We start from the raw sequence: 23,842 nt of genomic DNA, 5'->3' as shown, positions 1-23,842 counted from the left end.
TCAAAAGAAGAGCCTATGTCGATTTATTTTGTACATTTTTTTGGAGTTTTCTTCTCCTATGCGCTTTTAAGTGCTTTATTTTTTTACAATCTAAAAAATTCTTTTGTGTGTAAACTCGCTTTTGTGGGTTTTGTTTTTTCTTATTTTGCTTTTTTTATTAGTTCTAAGACACTTCAATACGATCTACTGTTTTTTTTCAATAACATCTTGTTTGTTTTAGTGTTTTTAGTGTTACTTGTTTTAGTTTATATGCAAAATAACATCATAAAAGAAAAAATTCAAAGCGTATTGGTGTTTTTGCTATCCTTTGCTTTTGGTGTGAAGTATTTGCATGTTTCGGTGGATTTTCCTATATTAAGTACTAATTTTTTAGATTCTTTAGCGATTAGTTCTTTTGGATTTATTTTGCTTGCTTTTGTGATATGTCTTGGAATTTACCTTTATATAAGATGGCTAAGAGAATTTAAATTTAAGTTTTTAAATTTATTTTTATTTGTTATCGTGATTTTTTATCTAAATGAAGCTTTAGCACAAATTCTATTACACCTTATGAGAGAAGGCGTAATAGAAACAGAAAGCTTGTATTTAAGCTATGTAGCAAAAAGTGTGTATTATGCTAAATTTTATACTTATGTATGGTTTGTGTTGTTAGGGCTTTGTGTTGTTTTAGCTCTAAAACAAAGAGTGAGTGAAAATACCAAGAAAAAAGATTTTGATATAGAATTTAGAAAAAATCACGCTAAAAATTCAACCATAACTAACTTTAGCGCAAGTGTTTTTAGTGCTATGGTTTTAAGCCTTTGTATTTGTCTTTTTTATGACTTGCATGCTTCCAAGCCAATCACCATAGATGAGCCAACCTATGTAGAACCAAATGAAAATGATGAATTTGTCTTTGATGTAGCTATTTTAAGAGATAACAACTTACACCGCTTTGCTTATATTAGTGATGAGGGTAAGGTAGTGAGATTTTTCTTAATCAACAAAAGAGAAGACAAAGACTCACCGGTAGCGGTTTTTGATGCTTGTAGTATATGTGGTGATATGGGTTATGTTAAAAGAGGTGGAGAGTTAATTTGTATTTCGTGTAATGTGAGAATTTTCCTGCCAAGTGTGGGCAAAGCAGGCGGATGTAATCCTATCCCAATGAAATATAAATTTGAAAATGGTAAAGTTATCATACCTTTTTCAGAAATTTTAGATGGGGTGAATTTTTTTACTCAAGTAGTAGAAAAGAAAGTTTATGATCCTATCGATCGTACTGAGCTTATTAACTTAAAAGCACCAAGATCTTATGTTTATAAAGGAAGAACATATTTCTTTGCGAATGAAAAAAACTATGAAGAATTTAAAAACGATCCTTTAAAATACATTGATACCAATAAAACTTCAAAATATAGAATTCATAATTTATTAGGAAATGACTATGCAAGTTAAGATTGTAAAAAATTCCATTTTTCAAAATAAAATTCAAAAATCCTTGGCTTTGCTAACGATTTTTTTAGCTACTTTGCTTATGGCTACAATGTTAAATCTTACTTTAGGTATAGGCAATGAGATTACAAAAGAACTAAGAAGTTATGGATCAAACATCTTGGTTTTACCTAAAGGTGCGAGTTTGAGCGTGGAAGTAGGTAATAAAATCTACGAACCTTTAAAAAATCAAAATTTTTTAGAAGAAAACAAGCTTCATACTATTAAAGAAATTTTTTGGAGAAACAACATCAACGCCTTTGCGCCATTTTTAGATACGCAGGTAAAAATTCAAACTCCAAGCGCAAGTTATGAAAATATAGCCTTAGTAGGGACGTATTTTGATAAAGCTATAAAAGTCCAAGATGATGATGATTTTTACGCAGGGATTAAAGAGCTTTATAAATATAGCAAGATAGAAGGAAACTACCCAAAAGATGATAGTTTAGATGAGGTAATGCTGGGAAAAGACTTGGCACAAAAATATCATTTAAAAGTTAATGATGAAATTCAAATCATACAAAATGACCAAAATTTTAAAGTAAAAATTGTCGGCATAGTGGACTTAACTCAGGCTTTTTCAAATAAGCTTATCACTTCTTTGCTTTTGGCGCAAAAACTTTCTAATAAAGAAGGTTTGTTTGCTAAAGCAGAAGTTTCAGCGCTAACTATACCTGAAAATGATTTAGCACAAAAAGCAAGACGTGATGTAGATAGTCTTGATCAACTTGAATATGATCAGTGGTATTGCACTGCTTATGTAAGTTCAATCGCTTATCAAATTGCAGAAGATTTCAAAGGTGCTAGCACAAAAGTGGTGAGTGCGATTTCAGATGCAGAAAGTTTAATAGTATCAAAAATTCAATCTTTAATGGCTGTGGTTAGTATCATATGTCTAGTTGTGGCTTCTATAGCTATTTCTTCTTTAATGAGTGCGGATATTTTTAGAAGAAGAAGTGAAATAGGGCTTTTAAAAGCTTTGGGTGCAAGTACTTTACAAATTTATATGATTTTTGCATTGGAAGGGGTTGTAGTGGCTTTGGTTGGAGCTGTTTTGGGTTTTGCTTTTGGTATAGCTATGTCAGAGATTATCGCTTTGAGTATATTTGATCATACTATCGCACTCTCTTGGATTATTTTGCCAATTTGCTTATTTTTTGCAGTGCTTATAGTATTTTTAGGGTGCTTGTTCTCGATTAAGGGCATTTCTAAACTTTCTACTTCAGAGGTTTTATATGGGAAATAATTTTTTTATACAAGAGGTTTTTAAATCTCTTATTTTTTCTTATAAAAGAGTTTGTGTTATCTTTATAGCTGTATTTATGGGTGCTATGGTAAGTGCTTCGTTTTTTAATATTTATTTTGATATTGATACTAAATTATCTAAAGAATTAAAAGCTTATGGTGCGAATTTTATTATCACGCCTAAAGACGATGAGTTTTTAAGTATGCAAGATTTTAATCAAGCTAAAGAAAATTTAAAAGCAAAAGCTTTAACCCCATTTTTATACGGTTTTTACAATCTTGAAAGCTCTAGTGCAGTAGTAGTTGGAGTTGATTTTGCCAATTTAAAGCTTACCAAGCCTTTTATGGAGGTTTTGCAGGGTAGTTTTTCTTTAAGTGATTTTAGCGAAGATAGTGCTTTTGTGGGAGCAGATTTAGCAAAGCAACTTGAACTCAAAATAGGACAAGAATTACAAATTTACAATCCAAGCATTTCTAAAATAGCCAAAGTTAAAATCAAAGCCATTTTAAGAAGCAATGATGAGCAAGATGGCGTTTTGATCATCTCTTTGAAAAAAGCCCAAGAGTTAGCTGATAAAGAAGTAGTTAATTATGCTCAGGCTATTTTACTAGGTAATTATGAAAGCTTAGATCAAAAAGCAAAAGAACTTAGCAAGGGTAATATAGAAGCAAAGGTGATTGCTTCGGTATCTATTAGCGAGGGTGTAATTTTAGATAAAATTAAAGCTTTAATGGCTTTGATTAGCTTAACGATTTTACTCATTAGCTCTTTGAGTGTAAATACCACTCTTAGTGCGGTGATTTTTTCAAGAAAAAAAGAAATAGCTTTACACCTTGCTTTGGGAGCTAAGCATAAAGAGATTATTAAGCTTTTTGGGACTGAAGTGTTTATTTTAAGTTTAAGTGCGAGTTTGCTTGGTGCTTTTTGTGGATATTTTTTAGCAAATATTTTTGGGTATTTGATTTTTAATGCAAGTATAGATTTTAGACTACTTTCGGTATTTTTTGCAGTGCTTGTTTCTTTGATATTTGCATTTTTTGCGAGTTTTTTACCGTTAAAAAAAGCTTTAAAAATCAATGTTTGTGAAAATTTAAAGGGTGAGTGATGAAAAATATTATAAAAATTTCAAATTTAAATCGTAATTTCAATGAAGTTAAAGCTTTGCAAGATATCAACTTAGAAGTAAAGCAAGGCGAGTGGCTAGCTATCATGGGTCCATCAGGTTCTGGTAAATCTACGCTTTTGAATATACTTTCTTTGATGGATACTCAAAGTAGCGGGGAGTATTTTTTAGATGATAAAGAAGTTGGAAATTTAAGCGAAGAAGAAAAAAGTGTAATTAGAAGAGAGAAGATAGGTTTGATTTTTCAGCAGTTTCATTTAATACCTTATTTAAATGCTTTAGAAAATGTCATGCTAGCGCAATTTTACCATTCAAGCATAGAACAAAAAGATGCTATGATAGCACTAGAAAAAGTAGGACTTTCTCATAGACTTACGCATTTGCCTAGTCAGTTAAGTGGTGGAGAGCAACAAAGACTATGTATAGCAAGGGCTTTGGTGAATGATCCTGAAATTCTACTCGCAGATGAGCCTACGGGAAATTTAGATGAAGCAAATGAAAAAAACATCTTAGATCTTTTTTGCAAATTAAAACAAGATGGCAAGACTATAGTTTTAATCACTCATAATCCAGACTTAGCTACTTTTGCTGATAGAACGATCATTTTAAGCCATGGGGCAATGAAAAGTGAAAATTAAAATTTTAATCTTAACTTGTTTGTGCAGTATATTTTTAAGTGCTTGTTTTGAAAACAATAACAAAAATGGTGGCAAAATAGGTCTAAAAGCACCAGAAATCGCAGCTAGGAATTTAGCTGGAGAAAAAGTTAAATTAGCCGATTTTGATAATCTTATCGTTTTAACTTTTGTGGAGCAAGGTTGTGCATCTTGTTTGAAAGATTTGCCACTTTTGGAGAAATTAGCTAATGAACACCCTAAAAAAATGACTATTTTAGCACTTGATTCTATAGATAAAGGTAAAGATTTTGAAGAATTTGCTACAAAATATGATTATAAAAATATTATATTTTTGCAAGATGATTTAGATATATCATGGCAAAGATTTAGTGTTTTTGCTGTGCCAACTACTTTTGTCATTAAAGATGGTGTTGTGCAAGATAAAATCATAGGAGAAAAGCCATGGTCGCAACTAAAATTTTCTATTGTTTCTTGGCTTTAATAAGTATTTTTTTTCTTAATGCTTGCTCAAATAACGAATTTAAAACTTTAAATTCAAAATATAATTATATTTTTGATTATGATGGTTTTAAAAAAACTTTAAAAATTCAGAATTCTAACCATGCGTATGCTTTATTTTTCCTTACGCAAGATTGTGGCGCATGTGATGCACAAATTCCTATATTAAATGAGCTTTACAAGGAAAGAAAATTTCTTATTTTAGCAGTGTTAAATGGAGTTAAGTTAAAAGAAGATGCTCAAAAAATTCTTTTAGAAAAAAAGTTAGATTTGCCACTTATATATGAAGCTAAGGCAAGTTCTTTTTTATCTAAAGCGGTGGGTGGGATCTATGGTGTACCTGTGATAGTTTTTTTTGATGAAAAAGGCAATAGATATGAAAAATTCATAGGATTTACCCCTAAAAGCATTTTAGAAAATAAAACCAAATTTTTACAATAATTTTATTGAAAATATTAAAATTATTGTACTTATAGTATTTAGGAGATTTTTTATATTAAATTTTCTTTAATTAAAAATTTATAATTTCAATGTTAGTATTGCATTGTTATTAATAATATATTTGTAGTAATTGCTGCAACATATATAAACAAACACAGGCTGATTAAATATATTAATTATTTTGAAAGGACTTTTTCAATGTATATAAACACACCTAAAAATCACCTCACGGGGGGGGGATACGATAATTTTCATTTTGGCTTAAGTGCTTTAGCTTCTTTAAAAAACTTTAAAAACTTCAATCTTTTAAAACTTTCTTTATTTACTATTTTTTCATTAAGTTCTTTAGAAGCAGCTATTCAGGCAGATTATGATAAAAGTTCTAATGCTTATATTATCACAAAGCATAAATTTAATAATAATGATGTATATGATTATACAAACAATACTTATAAGTTTTTAAATGGTAAAAACTTCTATGGTCAAATGGCTAGTAATAAAAATCTATCTCATATTACTTTAATTTATGATAATCCTAAAGATAATACTAGTGCATTGCATTTTAGACAAGACATACTCACTCCAAGCATTAAAGAAGATATTTTTGTAATTAATGGCTTTCATGGAGCTTATTCTTCTAACACCACCATGAATCAAATCAGCTATATACCTTTTTTAGTTTCTGCTTATGCTTTTAATGCTAAAGCAAATAATAATACCTTAGTATTAAAAGCAGGAGAATTATCTTCAGTATATTATTTAAAACCAACCAATAAAGAAGTAATCAATCCTAAGGCTAGTGGTTTGGATAATAAATATAATTTTTTAATTACTCCTGCTATAGCTAGAAAAGGTGAAGCGAGCAATAATACTTTAAATTTCTTAAAAGATGCCTATGTGAATATGGGTGTTGAGAACACTTATACCTTAGCCTTAAATGGAGCACCTTATATAGTAGGTGCTTTTGGTATAGATGCTAATACTAATAATAATACTGTAATATTAAATGATGGAGTAAAGATAGACTTTCATACTACTCCTTATCAGCAAAGTGCTTTAAATGATGGTGATATTTTTGATGAAAGAATGACTCATGTGGTTGGAGCTATAGCTTATAATGCTAATGCAAATAATAATAAATTACTTATTAATGGTGCTTCATTAATTGTGCATGGTCCAAGTGGATCATATTCTACTTCAGCTGCTACACATATGGCAGGTGGCTTTGTGGATGTTAATAATAATCAAAGCTATGAGGTAAGAGGAAATAGTGTTATTATAAATGATTTACAATTAGACTTAAGAGTAGATGCTAAAAATACTCCTTTAGCTTATAATGCTGTATTAGTAGGTGAGATATTTGGTGGTAGGATTATGAAAGGTAATGCTTATAAAAACACCATAGATATCAAAGACTTACAAACCTTATTAGAACTTAATAATAATATAGAAGTAAAAGCACTCTTAGACTTTTATGCAGGTGTAACTAATAATGGTATAGCTAATGATAATAGTGTTAGAATTCATCTTAAAAAGCCATTTGAGATTAATTCTAATTTTACAGGAAAAAATGAGTTTAATATTTATGGAGGGGTAGCGACTAAAGGAGCTAGTGGAAATAGCATTCATATTGATGGAGATTTAACCCAAGGACTTACTGTTGAAGATAACCAAGATAAAATTCAAATCATAGCAGCACAAACTCTAAGTTCTAAGGCAAATAATAATAGCATTGTTATTAACAACTCAAATATTGCTATGCCTTTATTTTTATATGCAGTTTCTAAAGCTAATTTAGATAATAAAGATTATTATGCAAGTAGTGCTTATGCTAATAGCATAGTTTTAGATAATGTAAAATCAGGTAGAAATCTAACTGCTATTATAGAAGCTGATAATTTAGAAAAAAATACTATTAATTATAATCTTGTGCAATCCTTAACCAATGCTTCTAATATAGATAAAGGTTCTAAAGTTATACTAAGAGCTAATCAAAAGGCTAATGATAATACTTTAAATATTAAAGATTATTCTAGTAAGGCTAGGGATAATGTATATATTATTAAGGCTAAAGATGAAAGCACTAATAATAATATAATATTTGATAATATAACCCTAGGCACAGCTTCTAATAAAAGAGAAGGTGAAATAGTAATTAGTGCAGGTATAGCTAAGAATACGCATGATAATTATACACATATACATAATCTAAATATAGATGAGTATAAAGACAATTTTAGTATTGTCATAGCAGCTTCTGGTGTATATGGTAAGAATGATAAAAGCTATAATAATACTTTATATCTAAGTGGTGATATTAATATTTTTAACCATACTGATGCAAAAGTATTAGTAACAGGTAGCTTTTTACGAATTCAAGAAGATAATAACTTTAAATCACAAGCTCTAACGCATCAAAGTGGTACTAACAATCACTTAGTGCTAAATACAAACATAACAACAAATACTATCAATAACTTTGATCATTATAGCTTTATATTAAAAGATAATATTCAAGCTTATTTAAGTGCTAAAGAAGCTATTTATCTTTCTAAAGATAGTTCTATTAATGTGTATACAAATAATGAGATAAAAAACAAAAGCTTTGTTCTAATGCAAAGTGAAAAAGGCTTTGTTAATGCTAATAATAAAAGATTAAATCAACAAGATTTACAACAACTTTTAAACACTATAAGCAAAAACAATTACAAACTACATCAAAACATCAAAGCAAAAACTCAAAAGGCTAATTGCACCCTAAGTGTTAGCAAAGATGCTAAAAGTATTTATGTTAATTTAAATTAAAAGCTAGAAAGGATTTAACATGAAAAAGTTAACACATCATATCATGCTCTCAGGTATAACAGTATCTTTACTTTTCTCTCCACTAATGGCAACAACTAAGATTAAACCAAATCAATTACCTAGTGGAGGTAAATTTACACATGGAACAAGTGGAAGTATAAACACTAACAATAATATTATGAATATAACGGGTGATAAAACAAACTCTGTTATCCAATGGGGTGGTGGTTTTAGTATAGGAGAAAAAGCTCAAGTTAATTTTAAAGGTGAGAATAAAAACTATTTAAACATTGCTCATGGAACAAGTAAATCTACCATAGAAGGTATATTAAATGCAGATGGTAATAATGTCTTTTTAATCAATCCTAATGGAGTAATCATTACTAAAACAGGAACTATTAATGCTAATCGCTTTGTGACTTCAACTTCTTCTATGAGTGATGCTGATATGGATAAATTTGCTAAATTAAGTAGTTTAGAAGCAGGAATAAGCTTTTCTCCTGTGTTTAAACCATCTAAAGCAGGTAATGTAGTAAATATGGGTAATATTAATGCAAATGATATTACCTTGCAAGCTAATAAAATTATTCTTGAAGCTGGCATTAACACAAAAGGACAATTAAATAAAATTACAACTGATAAATTACATTTAAAAGCTAATGAAGTTTATGTAGATGTAGGAACTACAAAAGTAAATAATGCAAGCATTGCTGCTAATAAAGGAAATTTGTATTTAAGTTCTACAGGATATTATTATAATCCAAAAGCAAACTACAATGTTTTTGATTCTGTAAATAGTATTAATAAAACATACAATCAATATATAAGTATAGGTTCTGATGTAGATTGGTGGCATTTTGCTAAGGGATGGAATGAAAATAAAGAGGATTTTAGAAATACTGCAAGTGAATATAGACTCACAAATAATATAGACTTTAAAGGTAATCAAGGACAAAACTATGCAAATTATTGTATAGATAGTCTTGGTTGTACTTCTATGATAGTTGGGACAAGTGGTAGTTTTACAAAGATTTTTGATGGACAAGGATATACATTAAAAAATATTAATATAGACACAACAACATTAGACAATAAACCACAATATGTTGGTATATTTGGAAGTGCTAATAAAGCTACATTTAAAAATATCAATGTAGATTATATGGATGGTGGTATAAAGGCAGAAAATAACAATGGTTATATTTATGTAGGTGGATTTGTTGGTGCTGCTGATTTTGGTGAATTTTCCAATATTTCTTTAAGCAATATAGGTAATATTAATAGTAGAAGTAATAATAATAAATATAATTCCTCTGTAGGTGGTTTTGCTGGATATGGTTATGGTAATAAATTTAGCAATATCTCTTTAAATGATATAGGTAGTATTCATAGTAGTGGTAATCGTGTTTCCTATGTAGGTGGATTTATTGGAGACAGTATGCAACAAAATAGTTTTTCTAATATTATCTTAAATGATATAAATAGTATTGTTGCTACTGAAGCTACCTATACTCGTTTAGGTGGTTTTGTTGGGTTTACTTCGTTTGAAGATGATTATTCTAATATTTTTTTAACTGATATTGGAGAAATAAAATCTGAATCCAAAAATAATGCAGATGTAGGTGGTTTTGTTGGGTATGCTAATGGTGCTGGTGGTGTTACTTTCTCTAATATTTTTTTAGATGAGATAGGCGTGATAGAAGCTATTGCTAGTGATGAAAATGATGATTATTTCGAAGCAACAAATGTAGGTGGATTTGCTGGAGAATTATTTAATATTTCAAAAATTGATAATATTGTTTTAAATAATATAAAAAAAATAAATGCTGATGGACCTTATAAAGTTAATTCTGGCGGATTTGCTGGGGAAATTAGGATACAAACAGCTGAAAAAGCTAATATAATAAATAATATAATATTAGATAACATAGATTATATTGGCGCTAGTGGAAGCAATGTTATGTCTGGCGGATTTGCTGGGATGATTTCAGATCACAATAGCATATTTTCAAATATTCATATAAAAGATATAAAAAATATTACCACTACGGCAAAATCACACTATGAAAATGGAGGTCATGTTTCTATACATACTGGAGGTTTTGCAGGTTATTTGACTGGAAGCGCTAGTCATTATTCTGATATTTATTTGGAAGATATAAAAAATATTAATGCCGAAGCAGATAATGACGAAACAATTGATGTTCTTGCAGGCGGTTTTGTTGGGCGTGCTCTTTATGGTAAATTTTCTAATATTTATATAAAAGGCTTAAAAAATATTCATACTCATGTAAAAAATGGTGAAATTCATTCCTATAATATAGGAAGTTTTGTTGGAGCCGCTTATTCTGGAAAAGAAATTGTAAACTATGAAAATATTTTTATATTTTTAGATCCTGATTTTAGTTTAACTGCAAATAAGAATAGTAATATTGGATTGTTTGTAGGCAAAAATGAAGTTTTTGACGAAAATTTAAATAAAAAGTATACAAATGTCAATATCTATTATAAAAAAGATACTTTAACCAATGCAACAGCTGATAATGAATATCTAAATAAACAAGAGTTTAATAAAAATGCTAATAATGATAATAAAATTAATGCATACGCTTATTCTGATAGTAATAAGGAACAAGCTTATGAAGATTTTATAAATCATGTTAATACTATCCCTAAACCTATCTTTCCTACAACACCGATATCTAAACCATCACAAGATACAGATTACATCGTTAGAGCAGAAGATATTATCAATGAAGAGGTTGTTTTAGATAAAAATGATTTACACCAAGAAATGATCAAAAAAGAAATCATTAATGATATAAAATTTAAATTACATATTAGTGATTTATTAGCTATGCTTAATGAATTAAAAGAAGAAGATGCTTATTCTAATATGAATGAAGATCAAAAAGTTGAGTTTATAGCTAAATACTTTCTAAGTGGTGATAAAACTAAAGCTAGAAGTTTAGTTCAAAGCTTAGACTTTCTTTTAGCTTATAAAAACAATGGTTTAAGTGCTGCTTCGGAAGATAAATTTGAAGGAAAAGGTTTTAATACAAAAAAAGATATACTAGAACAAGTGAATGATACAATCGAAAATATTAATAAAACCAACCAACTAAAAGAAGTGTTGCGTCCTTTAGTGAATAGTTATAATAACTATCTAAAAGAACTCTTAGCTAAAGAAAAAAAACTCGAAGATGCCGTTAAAGCTTACAATGCTTATGTAGATTTAATCAATCAAAACAAAGCAAGTAAAAATGATCCTGCATTTATTTTATTAAAAGAACAAATAGATACTATAATTGCAAAAAGTCAAGAATATGCAAATAAGATTAAAGGTTATCAAGATAAATTATCTGATTGGCAAGAAGAAAACAATACAGATAATTTTCAAGTAGTTGGTGCTTTTGCTAATGTGATATTAAATACTAATCCTAAATTAACACCAATTACTGGAGATGGTGGTACTATACCTACTCCATCGCCATCACTTCCTGATGTAGCTATTCAACCTGATAATGATAATTCTGATTTAACCCTAAGTTTTGAACAAACTTCATCTTTCAATCTAAAAGGAGATGAAGCTATTAAAGAAGAAGAACAAGTTGAAGTAGTAGAAGAAACTTCATTGACGCAAAAAGGTAAAATTTGTATAGTAAGTGATAATTATAAAACTATGAATTCTTGTTTAGTTAGTGGAATGTAAATATTTTGCTAGGATAGCTATATCCTGGCAATAATAATGAGCATATTAATAAATGCTCATATTAAATACTATTTTGATTGATCAATAAATATAAAAACAAAAATTCTTGATTTTAAGAATAAAAAGGAAAAACCATCATGAAAAAACTCTCTCTTTGTATTGTAGCTATTAGCTCTTTAGTTTATGCTAATAATGGAAGTATTACCATAGTAAAAAATGATATAGAAAAGGCTATAGAGCTATCCCCTGATAGAAACCTCCCTCAAAACAAAGCTTTGAAAGAAAATCTAAAAACCAAAGATGATTATATAAAAAGCCAAGAAGCTAAAAAAGACTTTGAAGAAAAAAAGAAAGCTTTAAAAGAAAAACTACAACAAGAAGAGGAAGCTAATGAGGAAACTACTAATACAAACAATGATAAAACTAATACTAGTATAAATGATAATAATTCTAACTCAACTAATGATACTACTAATACAAACAACCAAACCAATACTAATTCTAACAATAACACCCCTACCATCAAAAAAATAAAAACCAAATACAAATTTGTCATCTCTAATAAAAATACTAGCTTTGAAAAACTAGGTATTAAAGAAGAAGATTTACAATTACTCATTAGTGAGTTTAGTACAAGAAAATTAAACTTACAAGATTTACAAGATATATCTAATATTATTGCTTATTATTTTCAAGTTAATGGCTATCCTGCAGCAACAGCTTATGTGCCCCAACAAGAATTTGAAGATAGTGTACAAATTAATATAGCCTTAGGAACACTAGGTAAATATGTAGTAAAGAATAAAACTAGCATAAAAGATCATTTCATAGAAAATAAACTTAATGAAAGAATCAAAGGTAAAATCATTTCTACTGCATTAATAGAAGATAGTGTATATAAAGTCAATGAAATGTATGGGATAACAACCCTAGCAGGATTACAAGCAGGAGAGAATATAGGAGAGACTGATGTAGTCATAGAAGTAATGCCTGATACCAAGGCTAATGTATTATTATATGCTGATAATTATGGTATTGAAAGTGCAGGGGATATTAGAGCAGGTATTAGTATGGGTTTTAATTCTATACTTAATATGGGGGATTATTATAATTTTTACTTACAATCAAGCAATGAAAAACAAATCAATTATGGAGCAAGTTATACTTTCTTTTTAGGAAATTTAAAAATTACTCCAAGTATTTCTCAAGGAACTTATTCTTTAGGTGGAATTTATGAGGGTTTAGGTTTTAGTGGTAAATCAAGAAATATTGGTATAGACTTTTCTTATCCTGTGTGGATTAATACTTATTCTTCTTTATACTTTACTTCTAGTATATATCATAAGATATTAAGTGATACTAGTTTAGATGTTATAAGCTTTGATAAGCATTCTAATGTAGGGAGTATGGGTTTAGAAGGTTTATTTAGAGGCTTTGAAAACAATACTCTTGCTTATGCTGGCAAAATAAGCATAGGTAAGGTTAATAATGATAGTGTAGATATTATATCTAATAAAGGCTTTGGTTGGTTTAGAAAATTAAATGCTAGTGTGAATAATTATTATAGTATTAATGAATACATTACTCATACACTTAATCTTAACTATCAAAAGGTATTAGGGAATTTTGAACTTGATTCTTCAGAGAGTTCATCTTTGGGTGGAGCTTATGGAGTAAGAGCTTATGATAATGGAGAGGGTGATGGAGATAATACTATAGTGGCTAATTTTGGTATAAGAATTAATCTACCAAATACTAATTTTTATTTTACTCCCTTTTATGATATAGGTTATGCTTGGTATGAAAAAAAATCATCAGATAGAAGAAGCAATGAACATTTCTTAGATGCAGTAGGTTTGCAAATACTTTATAATAAAGCAAATGAGTATTATATTAAATTAGATGCAGCAAGAGCGCTACATCAGTATAAATATGATGATGAACATAGAATGAAATTATATTTAAGTGGTGGGGTGTATTTTTAACTATTGTATAGGGTTTAAACCCCAAAGAAAATTTCAGGTTTTAATCTAAGCATTAGACTATATACAGCTAAGCTAGCTTGCTCTCTTGTATAGTTTCTATTGCCTTGTATATGGATACATTCTTGTAAAAAAGTTCCATCTTTATACATAGCCCCTATGTAAATAGTGCCTGCTTTGGTGTTTTTATCATTCTCTTCCCCAGCTACCCCACTAAGCGCTAAAGCAAAATCACAATTTGCAGTTTTAAAAACCCCTTTTAACATAAAATAAATACAACGATCAGAGTATTCGCTAACGCTTTCTAAGGTGTCATTGCTTACGCCAAGCCAAGTATTTTTTAAACGGTTGGAGTAAGTGATCAAAGAACCTTCATACACACTAGAAATTCCTGAATTTTCAGCCAGTTTTGAAGCACAAAGTCCAGCTGTGCAGCTTTCAGCAAAGGAAATTTTTAAATTTTTCTCTAGAAGTTTTTTGGCTATAAATTTGATAGGATTATTTCCTAAAAATACTTTTCCTGCAAAAAGCTTAAACACTCCTTTTAAAAACCCTTCTAGTTTTCCGTGTTGACTAGCACTTGCTTTGATGCAAATAAGATTATCTAGCAAAGCACTTGAGCTTGTTTGAATTTCAAAGGAAGCAGTAAGTGTGTTAAGTAAGATATTTGCACTTATTTCGTCAATATCTAAAAGACAAAAGTATGTATAGTCAAGTTCAGGATTTTGTAAAATCAAAGGTAGTTTTTGCTCTATATTTATGTTTAATAAATTAATATGGCATTGCTCAAAAGAGCTTAAAAAGGAATTTTTTTTACGCAAAGCTTTAGAAGGCACTAGGGTGTCATTTTCTAAGATTAAAACATCATCATTTAAAGTTGCTATGATTTTAGCTATGGTTGTATAGTATTCGCTAATGCTAAAAATGGTTATATAATCATATTTTTTAGAAAGTTTTTCAAGTAAAAAAGGAAGTTCTTTGCTAGGTTTGTTTATAAATTGCAACTCATGAAGCTCTAAAAACTGTTTTTTGTATTCTTCTTGTATATAATGCATATAATTTTCATTAATAATAATTTCACTACCTATGATAATGATAAGATGTTTCATTATTTTCCTTTTTTTATTGTGATTATAACAAAAAAATAAGTGCAAATTAAAAGTATTTTAAGTAAAATTTACTATTTTTAAATTTTTTAAGGTGGATTAGATGGATTATAAAGATACGCTATTGCTTCCAAATACGACTTTTGCAATGCGTGCAAATTTAGCAGAGCTTGAGCCTAAGCGTTTTAGCAAGTGGTTTGAAAATAACTATGCTTATGAGAAAATGAAGCAAAAAAGACAAGAAGTAGGTGAGAGTTTTACTCTGCATGATGGTCCTCCTTATGCTAATGGACATTTGCATATTGGTCATGCTTTGAATAAAATTTTAAAAGATATCATTATAAAAATGCATTATTTTCAAGGTAAAAAAGTGCATTTTACTCCGGGCTGGGATTGTCATGGTTTACCGATAGAACAGCAAGTTGAAGTTAAGCTCAAAGAAAAAAAACAAAGCTTAAGTAAAAAAGAAATTCGTGAATTTTGTAGAGAACATGCGAGAGAATTTGTTAATATCCAAAGAGATGAATTTAAGTCTTTAGGAGTGATTGCTGATTGGGATGAGCCATACTTGACTATGAAAAATGCTTTTGAAGCAGATATTTATAAGGCTTTATGTAAGATCGCTAAAAAAGGACTTTTGCTAGAAAGAAGTAAGCCGGTCTTTTGGAGTTGGGCTGCTAAGAGTGCTTTGGCAGAAGCTGAAGTAGAATATGAAGATAAAGAAGATTATTCTATCTTTGTGACATTTGAGCTTGATAAAACTTCGGTTGGAAAATTAGGAGTTGAAAAAGCAAAGGCAGTGATTTGGACAACTACTCCTTGGACTTTACCTGCAAACCAAGCAATATCTTTAAATCCAAATGAAAAATATGTTATCACAAAAGAAGGTTATATTTTTGCTAAAGCTTTGCTTGAAAATATGATTAATAAAAACTTTACCCAAGGTGAAATTCAAAAAGAGCTTTTGGGTGCTGAATTTGAAAATTTAAGCGCCATTAATCCGCTCAATCAAAGAAAATCAACCCTTATTTTAGGTGATCATGTTTTAATGGAAGGTGGTACAGGGCTTGTGCATACTGCGCCAGGACATGGTGAGGATGATTATTATGTATGCTTAAAATATGGTATTGAAGTGATTATGCCGGTAGATGATGGTGGGTGTTATGATGAAATGCTTAGAGTAAAAGGACTTTTGCCAGAGCATTTGTTAAATGAATTTATAGGACTTCATATTTTTAAAGCAAATGAACGTATTTTGGAATTATTAGGTAATGCTTTACTTGAAAGTTCTAAATTTGTGCATTCTTATCCGTTTTGTTGGAGAACGCATAAGCCGGTTATTTATAGAGCCACAAAGCAATGGTTTATCTTAATGGATGAGAAAAAACTAGATGGAAAATCCTTAAGAGAGCTTGCACTAGAGCAGTTAAGCATGGTGAAGTTTTATCCAGAAAGTGGGGTAAAAAGACTTAATTCGATGATAGAAAATCGTCCTGATTGGTGTATATCAAGACAAAGAGATTGGGGTGTGCCTATCGCATTTTTTAGAGATAAAACTACCAAAGAAGTGATCTTTGATGATGATGTTTTAGATCATTTAGTCAGTGTTTTTGAGGCAAATGGGGCTGATGCTTGGTGGGAGCTAGAAATCAAAGACTTACTACCGCCTAATAGTAAATACGATCCAAATAGCTTAGAAAAAGTTTATGATATTTTAGATGTTTGGTTTGATAGTGGTAGCACCTGGGAAGCGGTGTTAAACTCAGCTAGATATGATGCGGGAGAATATCAAGCTTCGATGTATCTTGAAGGAAGTGATCAGCACCGTGGGTGGTTTCAAAGTTCACTTTTAATCTCTACTGTGATTAATCACAAAACCCCATATAAAAACATACTCACTCATGGTTTTACCGTAGATGAAAAAGGTCAAAAAATGAGTAAATCTAAGGGCAATGTAATCTTACCTCAAAATGTAGCTAAAAACTATGGAGTGGAGATCTTAAGACTTTGGATTATGCTTAGTGATTATTCAACGGATTTAAAAATTTCAGATAATATCTTAAAGCAAGTAAGCGAACAATACAGAAAGATAAGAAACACCATAAGATTTTTGCTTGCAAATACCAATGATATAGAGTTTTTAGAAACTAAAAATTTCACACTTTTGGATAAGTGGATTTTAATGCGTGCAAAAGTAGCTTTTGAAGCGTGTGAAAGTGCTTTTGAAAAATACGAATTCGCAAAAGGCTTTAATGCACTTTTAAATTTCTTGAGTGCTGATTTAAGTGGTATATACCTAGATGTATGTAAAGATAGGTTGTACTGTAATGCAAAAGATGATACAAAAAGAGTAAGTGCTCAAAGTGCTATGGTGTTAATAGCTAGAAAACTTTTTGCACTTTTAGCCCCAAGCCTTACTTATACTATAGATGAGGCATTAGAGCATGCAAATGTAGCTATTAAAGAAAGTGCAAAAGATGTATTTGATTTGGTGTTGAAAAATGGATTTGATTATGAGTATAAAATAGAAGATGAGTTATTTATACAATCAAGAGAGAAATTTTTTGAAACGGTCGATGTGTTAAAAAAAGATAAAACCATTAAGTCAACTTTAGAATTAAACTTACAAACAAGTGCGAATGAGCTTTTAAGTGAAGATATCGAAGAGGTAGCAGACTGGTTTATGGTGAGTTCAGTAGAAAGCTTAGATGACAAAGAAGCTTTGGTTGAATTTAAAATAGGCGATCATAGCTTTAAGATTATTCGTTCTTCATTGCATAAATGTCCAAGATGTTGGAAATTTTTAGCTAAAGAAGAAGACTGCTTGTGTCCAAGATGTAATAGTGTGGAAAAAGTGAAAAATGTTTGAGCAAACTTTACCTTTTAGCGTGGTGGTGGTGACTTTAGTTGGTTTTTTATTTGCTACGCTTTTTTTGTTTTATTTGGTTAAAAAATTTAAGGATAAATAATGGTAACTTTAAAAGAGGCTTTGAAATTTTCAAACGAAGAATTAGAAAATTTAAAAAAAGAATTAAATGAAAAAGCACACCAGCAAAAAGAGCTAGGTGCTTATGTGGAGCAGTTTTTAAATAAAGACTTAAGTGCTTCAGGTGTAGGTGTGCCAGTGGCCATAAAAGATAATATCAGTGTAAAAGACTGGGAGTTAACTTGTGCTTCTAAAATTTTACAAGGTTATGTGGCCCCTTATGATGCAAGTGCTGTTGTAAATTTACGTAAAAATAATTTTGCACCATTTGGAAGATGTAACATGGATGAATTTGCCATGGGAAGTACGAGTGCGACTTCTTTTTATGGTAAGACTTTAAACCCACTTGATCATACTAAAGTTCCAGGTGGAAGTAGTGGCGGAAGCGCTGTGGCTGTAGCTGCAGGGATTGCTTTGGCAAGTTTGGGTTCAGATACAGGTGGTTCAGTAAGACAACCTGCTGCATTTTGTGGTTGTGTAGGATTTAAACCAAGTTATGGAAGAATTAGTAGGTATGGTTTGGCTGCGTATTCTTCAAGTTTGGATCAAATCGGTGTACTTACGCAAAATGTTGAAGATGCTGCGATTTTATATGATGCAATTGCTGGATATGATGAAAAAGATAGCACAAGCGCTAAGATCGCTTTTGAAGCAACCACACCAAAACTCAATCCAAATAAAAAATTAAAAATAGCAGTGATTCAAAACTACATTGAACAAACTAATGATGATGTAAAACAAGCTTTATTAAAAACCATAGATATGTTAAAAGCAAATGGTCATGAGATTATTTATAAGGATTTGATGGATTCTAAATTTGATGTTGCGGCTTATTATATCATCGCAGCAGCTGAAGCAAGTACTAATTTAAGTCGCTATGATGGTGTGAGATATGGTAGAAGAAGTGAAAATTGCGATAATTTAAATCAACTCTATGTCAATAGTAGAAGCGAAGGTTTTGGCGAGGAAGTAAAAAGAAGAATTTTGCTTGGAACTTTTGTTTTAAGTAGTGGGTATTATGATGCATATTACATTAAAGCGCAAAAGGCTAGAAGATTTATCAAGCAAAAATATGAAGAAATTTTAAGTGATTGTGATTTGATTTTTATGCCAGTTGCTCCAAGTGTTGCTTTTGGTTTGAATGATGTTAAAACTCCTGTGCAAATGTATTTAGAAGATATTTTTACCATTTCAGTAAATTTAGCAGGACTTGGTGGTATAAGTGTGCCAGTAGCAAAAAATGAAGATGGATTAAATATTTCAGCTCAGCTTATATGTAAAACTTATGATGAGCAAACTCTGCTAGATGGGGCTTTAAGCTTGGAAGAAATGATTAAAAACAAATAAAGGAAAAATTATGAAAATCATCAAACGCGCTTTAACTTTTGAAGATGTTTTGCTAGTTCCTCAATATTCTGAGGTTTTACCTAAAGAAGTAGATATCAAAACAAGGCTTACAAAAAATATTACTTTGAATATGCCTTTAATTTCAGCTGCTATGGATACGGTTACTGAGCATAGAGCAGCTATTATGATGGCAAGACTTGGTGGTATAGGGGTAATCCATAAAAATATGGATATAGCTTCACAAGTTAGAGAGATAAAAAGAGTTAAAAAAAGTGAAAGCGGCGTGATTATGGATCCTATTTATATAGGAGCTAAAGCAAGTGTGAAAGAAGCATTAGAACTCATGGCTGAATATAGAATTTCAGGCGTTCCTGTGGTAGATGAGAATAAAACTTTAATAGGAATTTTAACCAATCGTGATTTGAGATTTGAAACTAATTTTGATAATTTGGTGGAAAATGTAATGACAAAAATGCCTTTAATTACTGCCAAAAAAGGCTCTACTTTAGATGATGCAGAAAGAATTTTTTCTACTAATAAGGTAGAAAAACTTCCTATTGTAGATGAAAATAACCACTTAGAAGGCTTAATTACTATAAAAGATTTAAAAAAGCGTAAAGAATACCCAAATTCAAATAAAGACGCCTATGGAAGATTAAGAGTGGCTGCAGCTGTGGGTGTAGGTCAACTTGATCGCGTAAAAGCTTTAGTAGAAGCTGAAGTTGATGTTATAGTAATGGATAGTGCACATGGGCATTCTAAAGGGATTATTGATACATTAAAAGCAATTAAAGCTGAATTTAATGTAGATGTAATAGTAGGAAATGTTGCTAGTGCAAAAGCAGTAAAAGATCTATGTGAAGCAGGTGCGGATGCTGTTAAGATAGGTATAGGGCCTGGTAGTATTTGTACCACACGCATTGTTTCAGGTGTGGGTGTGCCTCAAATTTCAGCTATAGATGAATGTGCAATAGAAGCAAGCAAATACGGCGTGCCAATAATTGCTGATGGGGGTATAAAATACTCAGGTGATATAGCAAAAGCTATCGCAGCAGGAGCAAGTAGTGTGATGATAGGTTCACTTTTAGCAGGAACTGATGAGAGTCCAGGTGAGTTATTTACTTATCAAGGAAGACAATATAAGAGTTATCGTGGTATGGGAAGCTTAGGTGCTATGCAAAAAGGTAGTTCAGATAGATATTTCCAAGAAGGTACCGCTCAAGATAAACTTGTGCCTGAGGGTATTGAAGGTAGGGTGCCTTATGTGGGAAGTATAAAAAGTGTAGTTCATCAACTTTTAGGTGGACTTAGATCTTCTATGGGTTATGTGGGTGCAGTAGATATCAAAGCTTTCCAAGAAAGGGCTGAATTTGTAGAAATCACCGCAGCAGGGTTAAAAGAAAGCCATGTGCATGATGTAACTATTACAGCTGAAGCACCAAATTATAAGGTAAGTAATTAATGGAATTTGAAGATCACATCAAACAAGCCGAGCTTTCTTTGGAAAAACTTAACGATAAAGATTTAGACCTTAAAACCTGCGTAGAAATTTACAAAGAAGGTTTAAAAAGTATTAAGCAAGCAAGAGCTATGCTTGAAAATGCTAAATTAGAAATCGAGCAAGTAGATGAGTAGTGTTGTAGCTTTACAATTTCCAACTTTGGCTTTGAGCGAATCAAGACTTGATTATTATCTAAAAGCTGCTAAGGAAAGTGGTGCGAATTTGGTGGTTTTAGGCGAGTATGTTTTAAATAGCTTTTTTAGCGAGCTAAAAACTATGCCAAAAAGCATGATTAAAGAACAAAGCCAAAGCAAAAAAGCAAGCTTGATAAAACTTGCTAAAAAATATGAATTAAATATCATTGCACCTTTTATAAGTGTAGAAAATGATGGTTTAAAAAAACTATGCTTAAAAGTAAGCCCACAAAATGTAAAAGTGTATGAGCAGCAAATTTTAATGCCTTATGTGCACTGGAATGAAGAAAAATTTTTTAACAATAAAAAAACTGATAAGCTTAAACTTTTTACTTTCATACATGAGGGATTAAAATGTACTTTGCTTTTTGGTTTTGAAGCACATTTTGATATCTTTTGGCAAATGATCATGAAAAAAAAGATAGACTTAGTCATCATTCCTACGGCTAGTACTTTTGAAAGCAATCAAAGATGGCTAGAGCTTTTAAAAACAAGAGCCTTTTTAAACTCAACAAATATTTTAAGAGTTAATCGCATAGGTAATTTAAAGCAAGAAAATGAATGGAAATTTTATGGAGATAGCTTTTTTATTAATGCTTTTGGGGAGGTTCAAGAGCAACTTGGTGATCAAGAAGAAATGCTTGTAGTAGAAGTTAGTAAAGCAAATGAAGCTAGAAATTTATGGAGCTTTGATAAGCTTGTAAAAAATTATGAAGAATAATCTTTTTAACAAGAAAATATTATTTAAAGGAGTGTAATGAGAAAAATTTTATTACAAATTCTTTCTTTTAGTTTTATTTTTATGGGAATTTTTGCTTTAGCTAGGTTTTTGATGATAAAAAATTTAACTAATGAAAGTGAAAATAGCTTAATGGTTTATGTATATGGACTAGGTCATGATATGAGAACTTTTAGTGCTATTTTTCTACCCCTATTTTTGTGTGGTTTATTTTCTTATGTAAATTTAGCTTTTAAAGATAGAAAATATCATACCACGGGGGGGGGGTAATCGCTAAATTTTATATTTATCTTTCTAGTTTTTATGTAGCTTTTATAGCTTTTGTTGTTTTAATTTTTGCGTTTATACATTATTATTATTTTCAACTTTATACAAGCAAAATTGATATTTTTATTTTTGGTTTAAAAGATGATGATACTAAGGCAATATTATCTATAGTCTTTTCTGATTATCCTATTATAAAAGCATTGTTATTAGCTATAATTTTTAGTATATTTTGTTTTTATCTTAATATTAAAATTCTTAGCTTAAAATTAGAGACTACTAAAGTAAAGCTAGTATTTTTTGTTTTATTAAACATTTTGCTAATTTATGCTTATATTGTAGCACTAAGAGGGCATTTTACTTATAATGCATTAAGAGCTTCAAATTATGAATTTAGTACCATAAAAGCTTTTAATGAAATTTCTACAAATCCTTTGATGGCTTTTTCATGGGCATATAAAGAGTATAAAAATCAGCAAGAGTTTAAAAGTGTAGATATAAAACAGCTTAATCAACTAGAAGAAAAACTTTTTCCTATGTTTGATACTACTTCGGCACATCAAAATCATGCTAAAAATCATATTTATATTAATATCATGGAAAGCTTTGGTTTAAATTTAGCTGAGTTTAACACTGAAAACACTAATCTTTTAGGAAATTTAAAAAAACATTTTGAGCAAGATATTATTTTTACTAGATTTTTATCCAGTGCGAACAATACCATAGAAAGTTTTAATCGTTTGGTTTTTTTAAGTCCAAATATTATTTCAAATGGATTATATCAAAAAGAAAAATTAGCCTTTACACCTTTGCAAATTTACAAGAATGTAGGGTATAAAATAGTTTTTGTTTATAGTGGTAATGCTTCTTGGTATAATCTTGGCAATTATTTTAAAAATCAAGGTGTTGATGAAGTCATAGATGAAAATATACTAATGCAAGATTTCCCACAAGCTAGAAAAACAAAACATAAATACGGTATAGCCGATGAGTTTATGTATAAAAAAATATATTCTATATTTGAAAATGCTAAAAATCCTACACTTGTTATTTCTCTTAGTATTTCTACTCATAGACCTTATATACACAAAAGTAAAAAACAACTTATTGATGAGAATGCTTTAGATGAGAAGATACTAAATCAATTTATTATCAGTGATTCTATAGATGCTTTAAATGCTTATGCGTATGCAAATGATGAATTTGGAAAATTTTTAGATCACATAAAAGAAAGCAGTTTTAGGGAAAATATTATTATTGCTGCTACAGGCGATCATAGATTTAGAGATATTAAGATGGATATAAAATCCCAAAAAGCTTTTGCCTATAGTGTACCTTTTTATTTATATCTTCCAAAGTATTTAAAAAATGATATTTATTATGATAAAAACCGTGTGGGTTCGCATAAGGATATTTTTCCAACACTTTATAATCTTACTCTTAGCAACACAGAGTATTTAAGCCTAGGAGGAAGAAATATGTTAGCACATATAAAAAATGAAAAGTTAGAATTTGGTTTTAATGAGCTTGTTTGGATTGACCAAAATGGGCTATATGATGGAAATAGTGGTTATTATTTTGAAAATAATACTAGTATAAAAGATGCAAATAAAGCTTTTGAGTTAGATTTATATCATAAAAATTTTTCAAAAAATTATAAAGAGTTATTTCAAAAGCAATTAAATTATAGACTAGTCAATCTCAAAACATCAAACAATAGTGAGTAGATTTTATTTAAAGGCTTTTTATATTTTATTTTTAGTAAATAAATGATAAAATTTTGCCTT

Annotated in this window: 17 protein-coding genes; 16 read left to right on the top strand and 1 reads right to left on the bottom strand. The window is 29.9% G+C overall.

Going from position 1 to position 23,842, the window contains the following annotated elements:
• The first annotated feature begins 15 nt into the window (after positions 1-15).
• The 9 genes from CSUB8523_RS07260 (at position 16) to CSUB8523_RS07220 (ending at position 13,921) form a co-directional block, all read left to right on the top strand.
• A complete protein-coding gene (locus tag CSUB8523_RS07260) occupies positions 16-1,437 on the top strand; it encodes a ferrirhodotorulic acid ABC transporter membrane protein (RefSeq protein WP_043020063.1) in 1,422 nt (473 codons plus the stop codon).
• Positions 1,427-2,719, top strand: coding sequence for an ABC transporter permease (locus CSUB8523_RS07255; RefSeq protein ID WP_039664356.1), 1,293 nt, complete (start codon positions 1,427-1,429; stop codon positions 2,717-2,719). Before CSUB8523_RS07260 ends, CSUB8523_RS07255 begins: the two co-directional genes overlap by 11 nt.
• Positions 2,709-3,824, top strand: a complete 1,116-nt coding sequence (locus CSUB8523_RS07250) for an ABC transporter permease (RefSeq protein WP_043020062.1) — start codon at positions 2,709-2,711, stop codon at positions 3,822-3,824. The genes CSUB8523_RS07255 and CSUB8523_RS07250 overlap by 11 nt, the downstream gene beginning before the upstream one ends.
• On the top strand, positions 3,824-4,480 hold the full coding sequence (locus tag CSUB8523_RS07245; RefSeq protein ID WP_039664354.1) for an ABC transporter ATP-binding protein: 657 nt from the start codon (positions 3,824-3,826) through the stop codon (positions 4,478-4,480). The genes CSUB8523_RS07250 and CSUB8523_RS07245 overlap by 1 nt, the downstream gene beginning before the upstream one ends.
• Positions 4,470-4,961, top strand: coding sequence for a TlpA family protein disulfide reductase (locus CSUB8523_RS07240; RefSeq protein ID WP_039664353.1), 492 nt, complete (start codon positions 4,470-4,472; stop codon positions 4,959-4,961). The genes CSUB8523_RS07245 and CSUB8523_RS07240 overlap by 11 nt, the downstream gene beginning before the upstream one ends.
• Entirely contained in the window at positions 4,922-5,419 is a 498-nt protein-coding gene (locus CSUB8523_RS07235; RefSeq protein WP_043020061.1) for a TlpA family protein disulfide reductase, read from the top strand. Before CSUB8523_RS07240 ends, CSUB8523_RS07235 begins: the two co-directional genes overlap by 40 nt.
• A 198-nt stretch (positions 5,420-5,617) precedes the next feature.
• A complete protein-coding gene (locus CSUB8523_RS07230; protein ID WP_052243665.1) occupies positions 5,618-8,224 on the top strand; it encodes a hypothetical protein in 2,607 nt (868 codons plus the stop codon).
• A 19-nt stretch (positions 8,225-8,243) separates the two neighbouring features.
• Entirely contained in the window at positions 8,244-11,936 is a 3,693-nt protein-coding gene (locus CSUB8523_RS09590) for a two-partner secretion domain-containing protein (protein WP_052243687.1), read from the top strand.
• 137 nt (positions 11,937-12,073) lie between these two features.
• Positions 12,074-13,921 carry a ShlB/FhaC/HecB family hemolysin secretion/activation protein gene (locus CSUB8523_RS07220; RefSeq protein ID WP_043020060.1) on the top strand — a complete coding sequence of 616 codons (1,848 nt, stop codon included), beginning with the start codon at positions 12,074-12,076 and terminating at the stop codon, positions 13,919-13,921.
• Positions 13,922-13,935: 14 nt separating this feature from the next.
• On the opposite strand, the gene CSUB8523_RS07215 is transcribed toward CSUB8523_RS07220, so the two are convergent.
• A complete protein-coding gene (locus CSUB8523_RS07215) occupies positions 13,936-15,027 on the bottom strand; it encodes a CinA family protein (protein WP_043020059.1) in 1,092 nt (363 codons plus the stop codon).
• Between the two features lie 100 nt (positions 15,028-15,127).
• On the opposite strand from CSUB8523_RS07215, the gene ileS reads away from it, so the two are divergent.
• The 7 genes from ileS to CSUB8523_RS07180 all read left to right on the top strand — a co-directional run bounded on the left by ileS (position 15,128) and on the right by CSUB8523_RS07180 (position 23,782).
• Positions 15,128-17,893, top strand: a complete 2,766-nt coding sequence (ileS, locus tag CSUB8523_RS07210) for an isoleucine--tRNA ligase (protein ID WP_043020058.1) — start codon at positions 15,128-15,130, stop codon at positions 17,891-17,893.
• Positions 17,894-17,992: 99 nt separating this feature from the next.
• The gene (gatA, locus tag CSUB8523_RS07205; protein WP_043020057.1) at positions 17,993-19,357 is read left to right on the top strand and encodes an Asp-tRNA(Asn)/Glu-tRNA(Gln) amidotransferase subunit GatA; all 1,365 of its coding nucleotides are present in this window, start codon (positions 17,993-17,995) and stop codon (positions 19,355-19,357) included.
• Between the two features lie 10 nt (positions 19,358-19,367).
• A complete protein-coding gene (gene guaB / locus CSUB8523_RS07200) occupies positions 19,368-20,819 on the top strand; it encodes an IMP dehydrogenase (RefSeq protein WP_043020056.1) in 1,452 nt (483 codons plus the stop codon).
• Positions 20,819-20,992 (top strand): exodeoxyribonuclease VII small subunit, encoded by a 174-nt coding sequence (xseB, locus tag CSUB8523_RS07195; protein WP_039664347.1) that lies wholly within the window; start codon positions 20,819-20,821, stop codon positions 20,990-20,992. The genes guaB and xseB overlap by 1 nt, the downstream gene beginning before the upstream one ends.
• Positions 20,985-21,773, top strand: coding sequence for a carbon-nitrogen hydrolase family protein (locus CSUB8523_RS07190; protein ID WP_043020055.1), 789 nt, complete (start codon positions 20,985-20,987; stop codon positions 21,771-21,773). Before xseB ends, CSUB8523_RS07190 begins: the two co-directional genes overlap by 8 nt.
• Positions 21,774-21,809: 36 nt before the next feature.
• Entirely contained in the window at positions 21,810-22,061 is a 252-nt protein-coding gene (locus tag CSUB8523_RS07185; protein WP_043020054.1) for a hypothetical protein, read from the top strand.
• Positions 22,062-22,258: 197 nt separating this feature from the next.
• Positions 22,259-23,782, top strand: coding sequence for an LTA synthase family protein (locus CSUB8523_RS07180; protein ID WP_052243686.1), 1,524 nt, complete (start codon positions 22,259-22,261; stop codon positions 23,780-23,782).
• Positions 23,783-23,842: the final 60 nt, after the last annotated feature.

It is taken from the genome of Campylobacter subantarcticus LMG 24377 (assembly GCF_000816305.1).
GTDB lineage: Bacteria > Campylobacterota > Campylobacteria > Campylobacterales > Campylobacteraceae > Campylobacter_D > Campylobacter_D subantarcticus.
The sequence above is the reverse complement of the archived record's forward strand: the minus strand, read 5'-3'. Positions and strand labels throughout refer to the sequence as shown.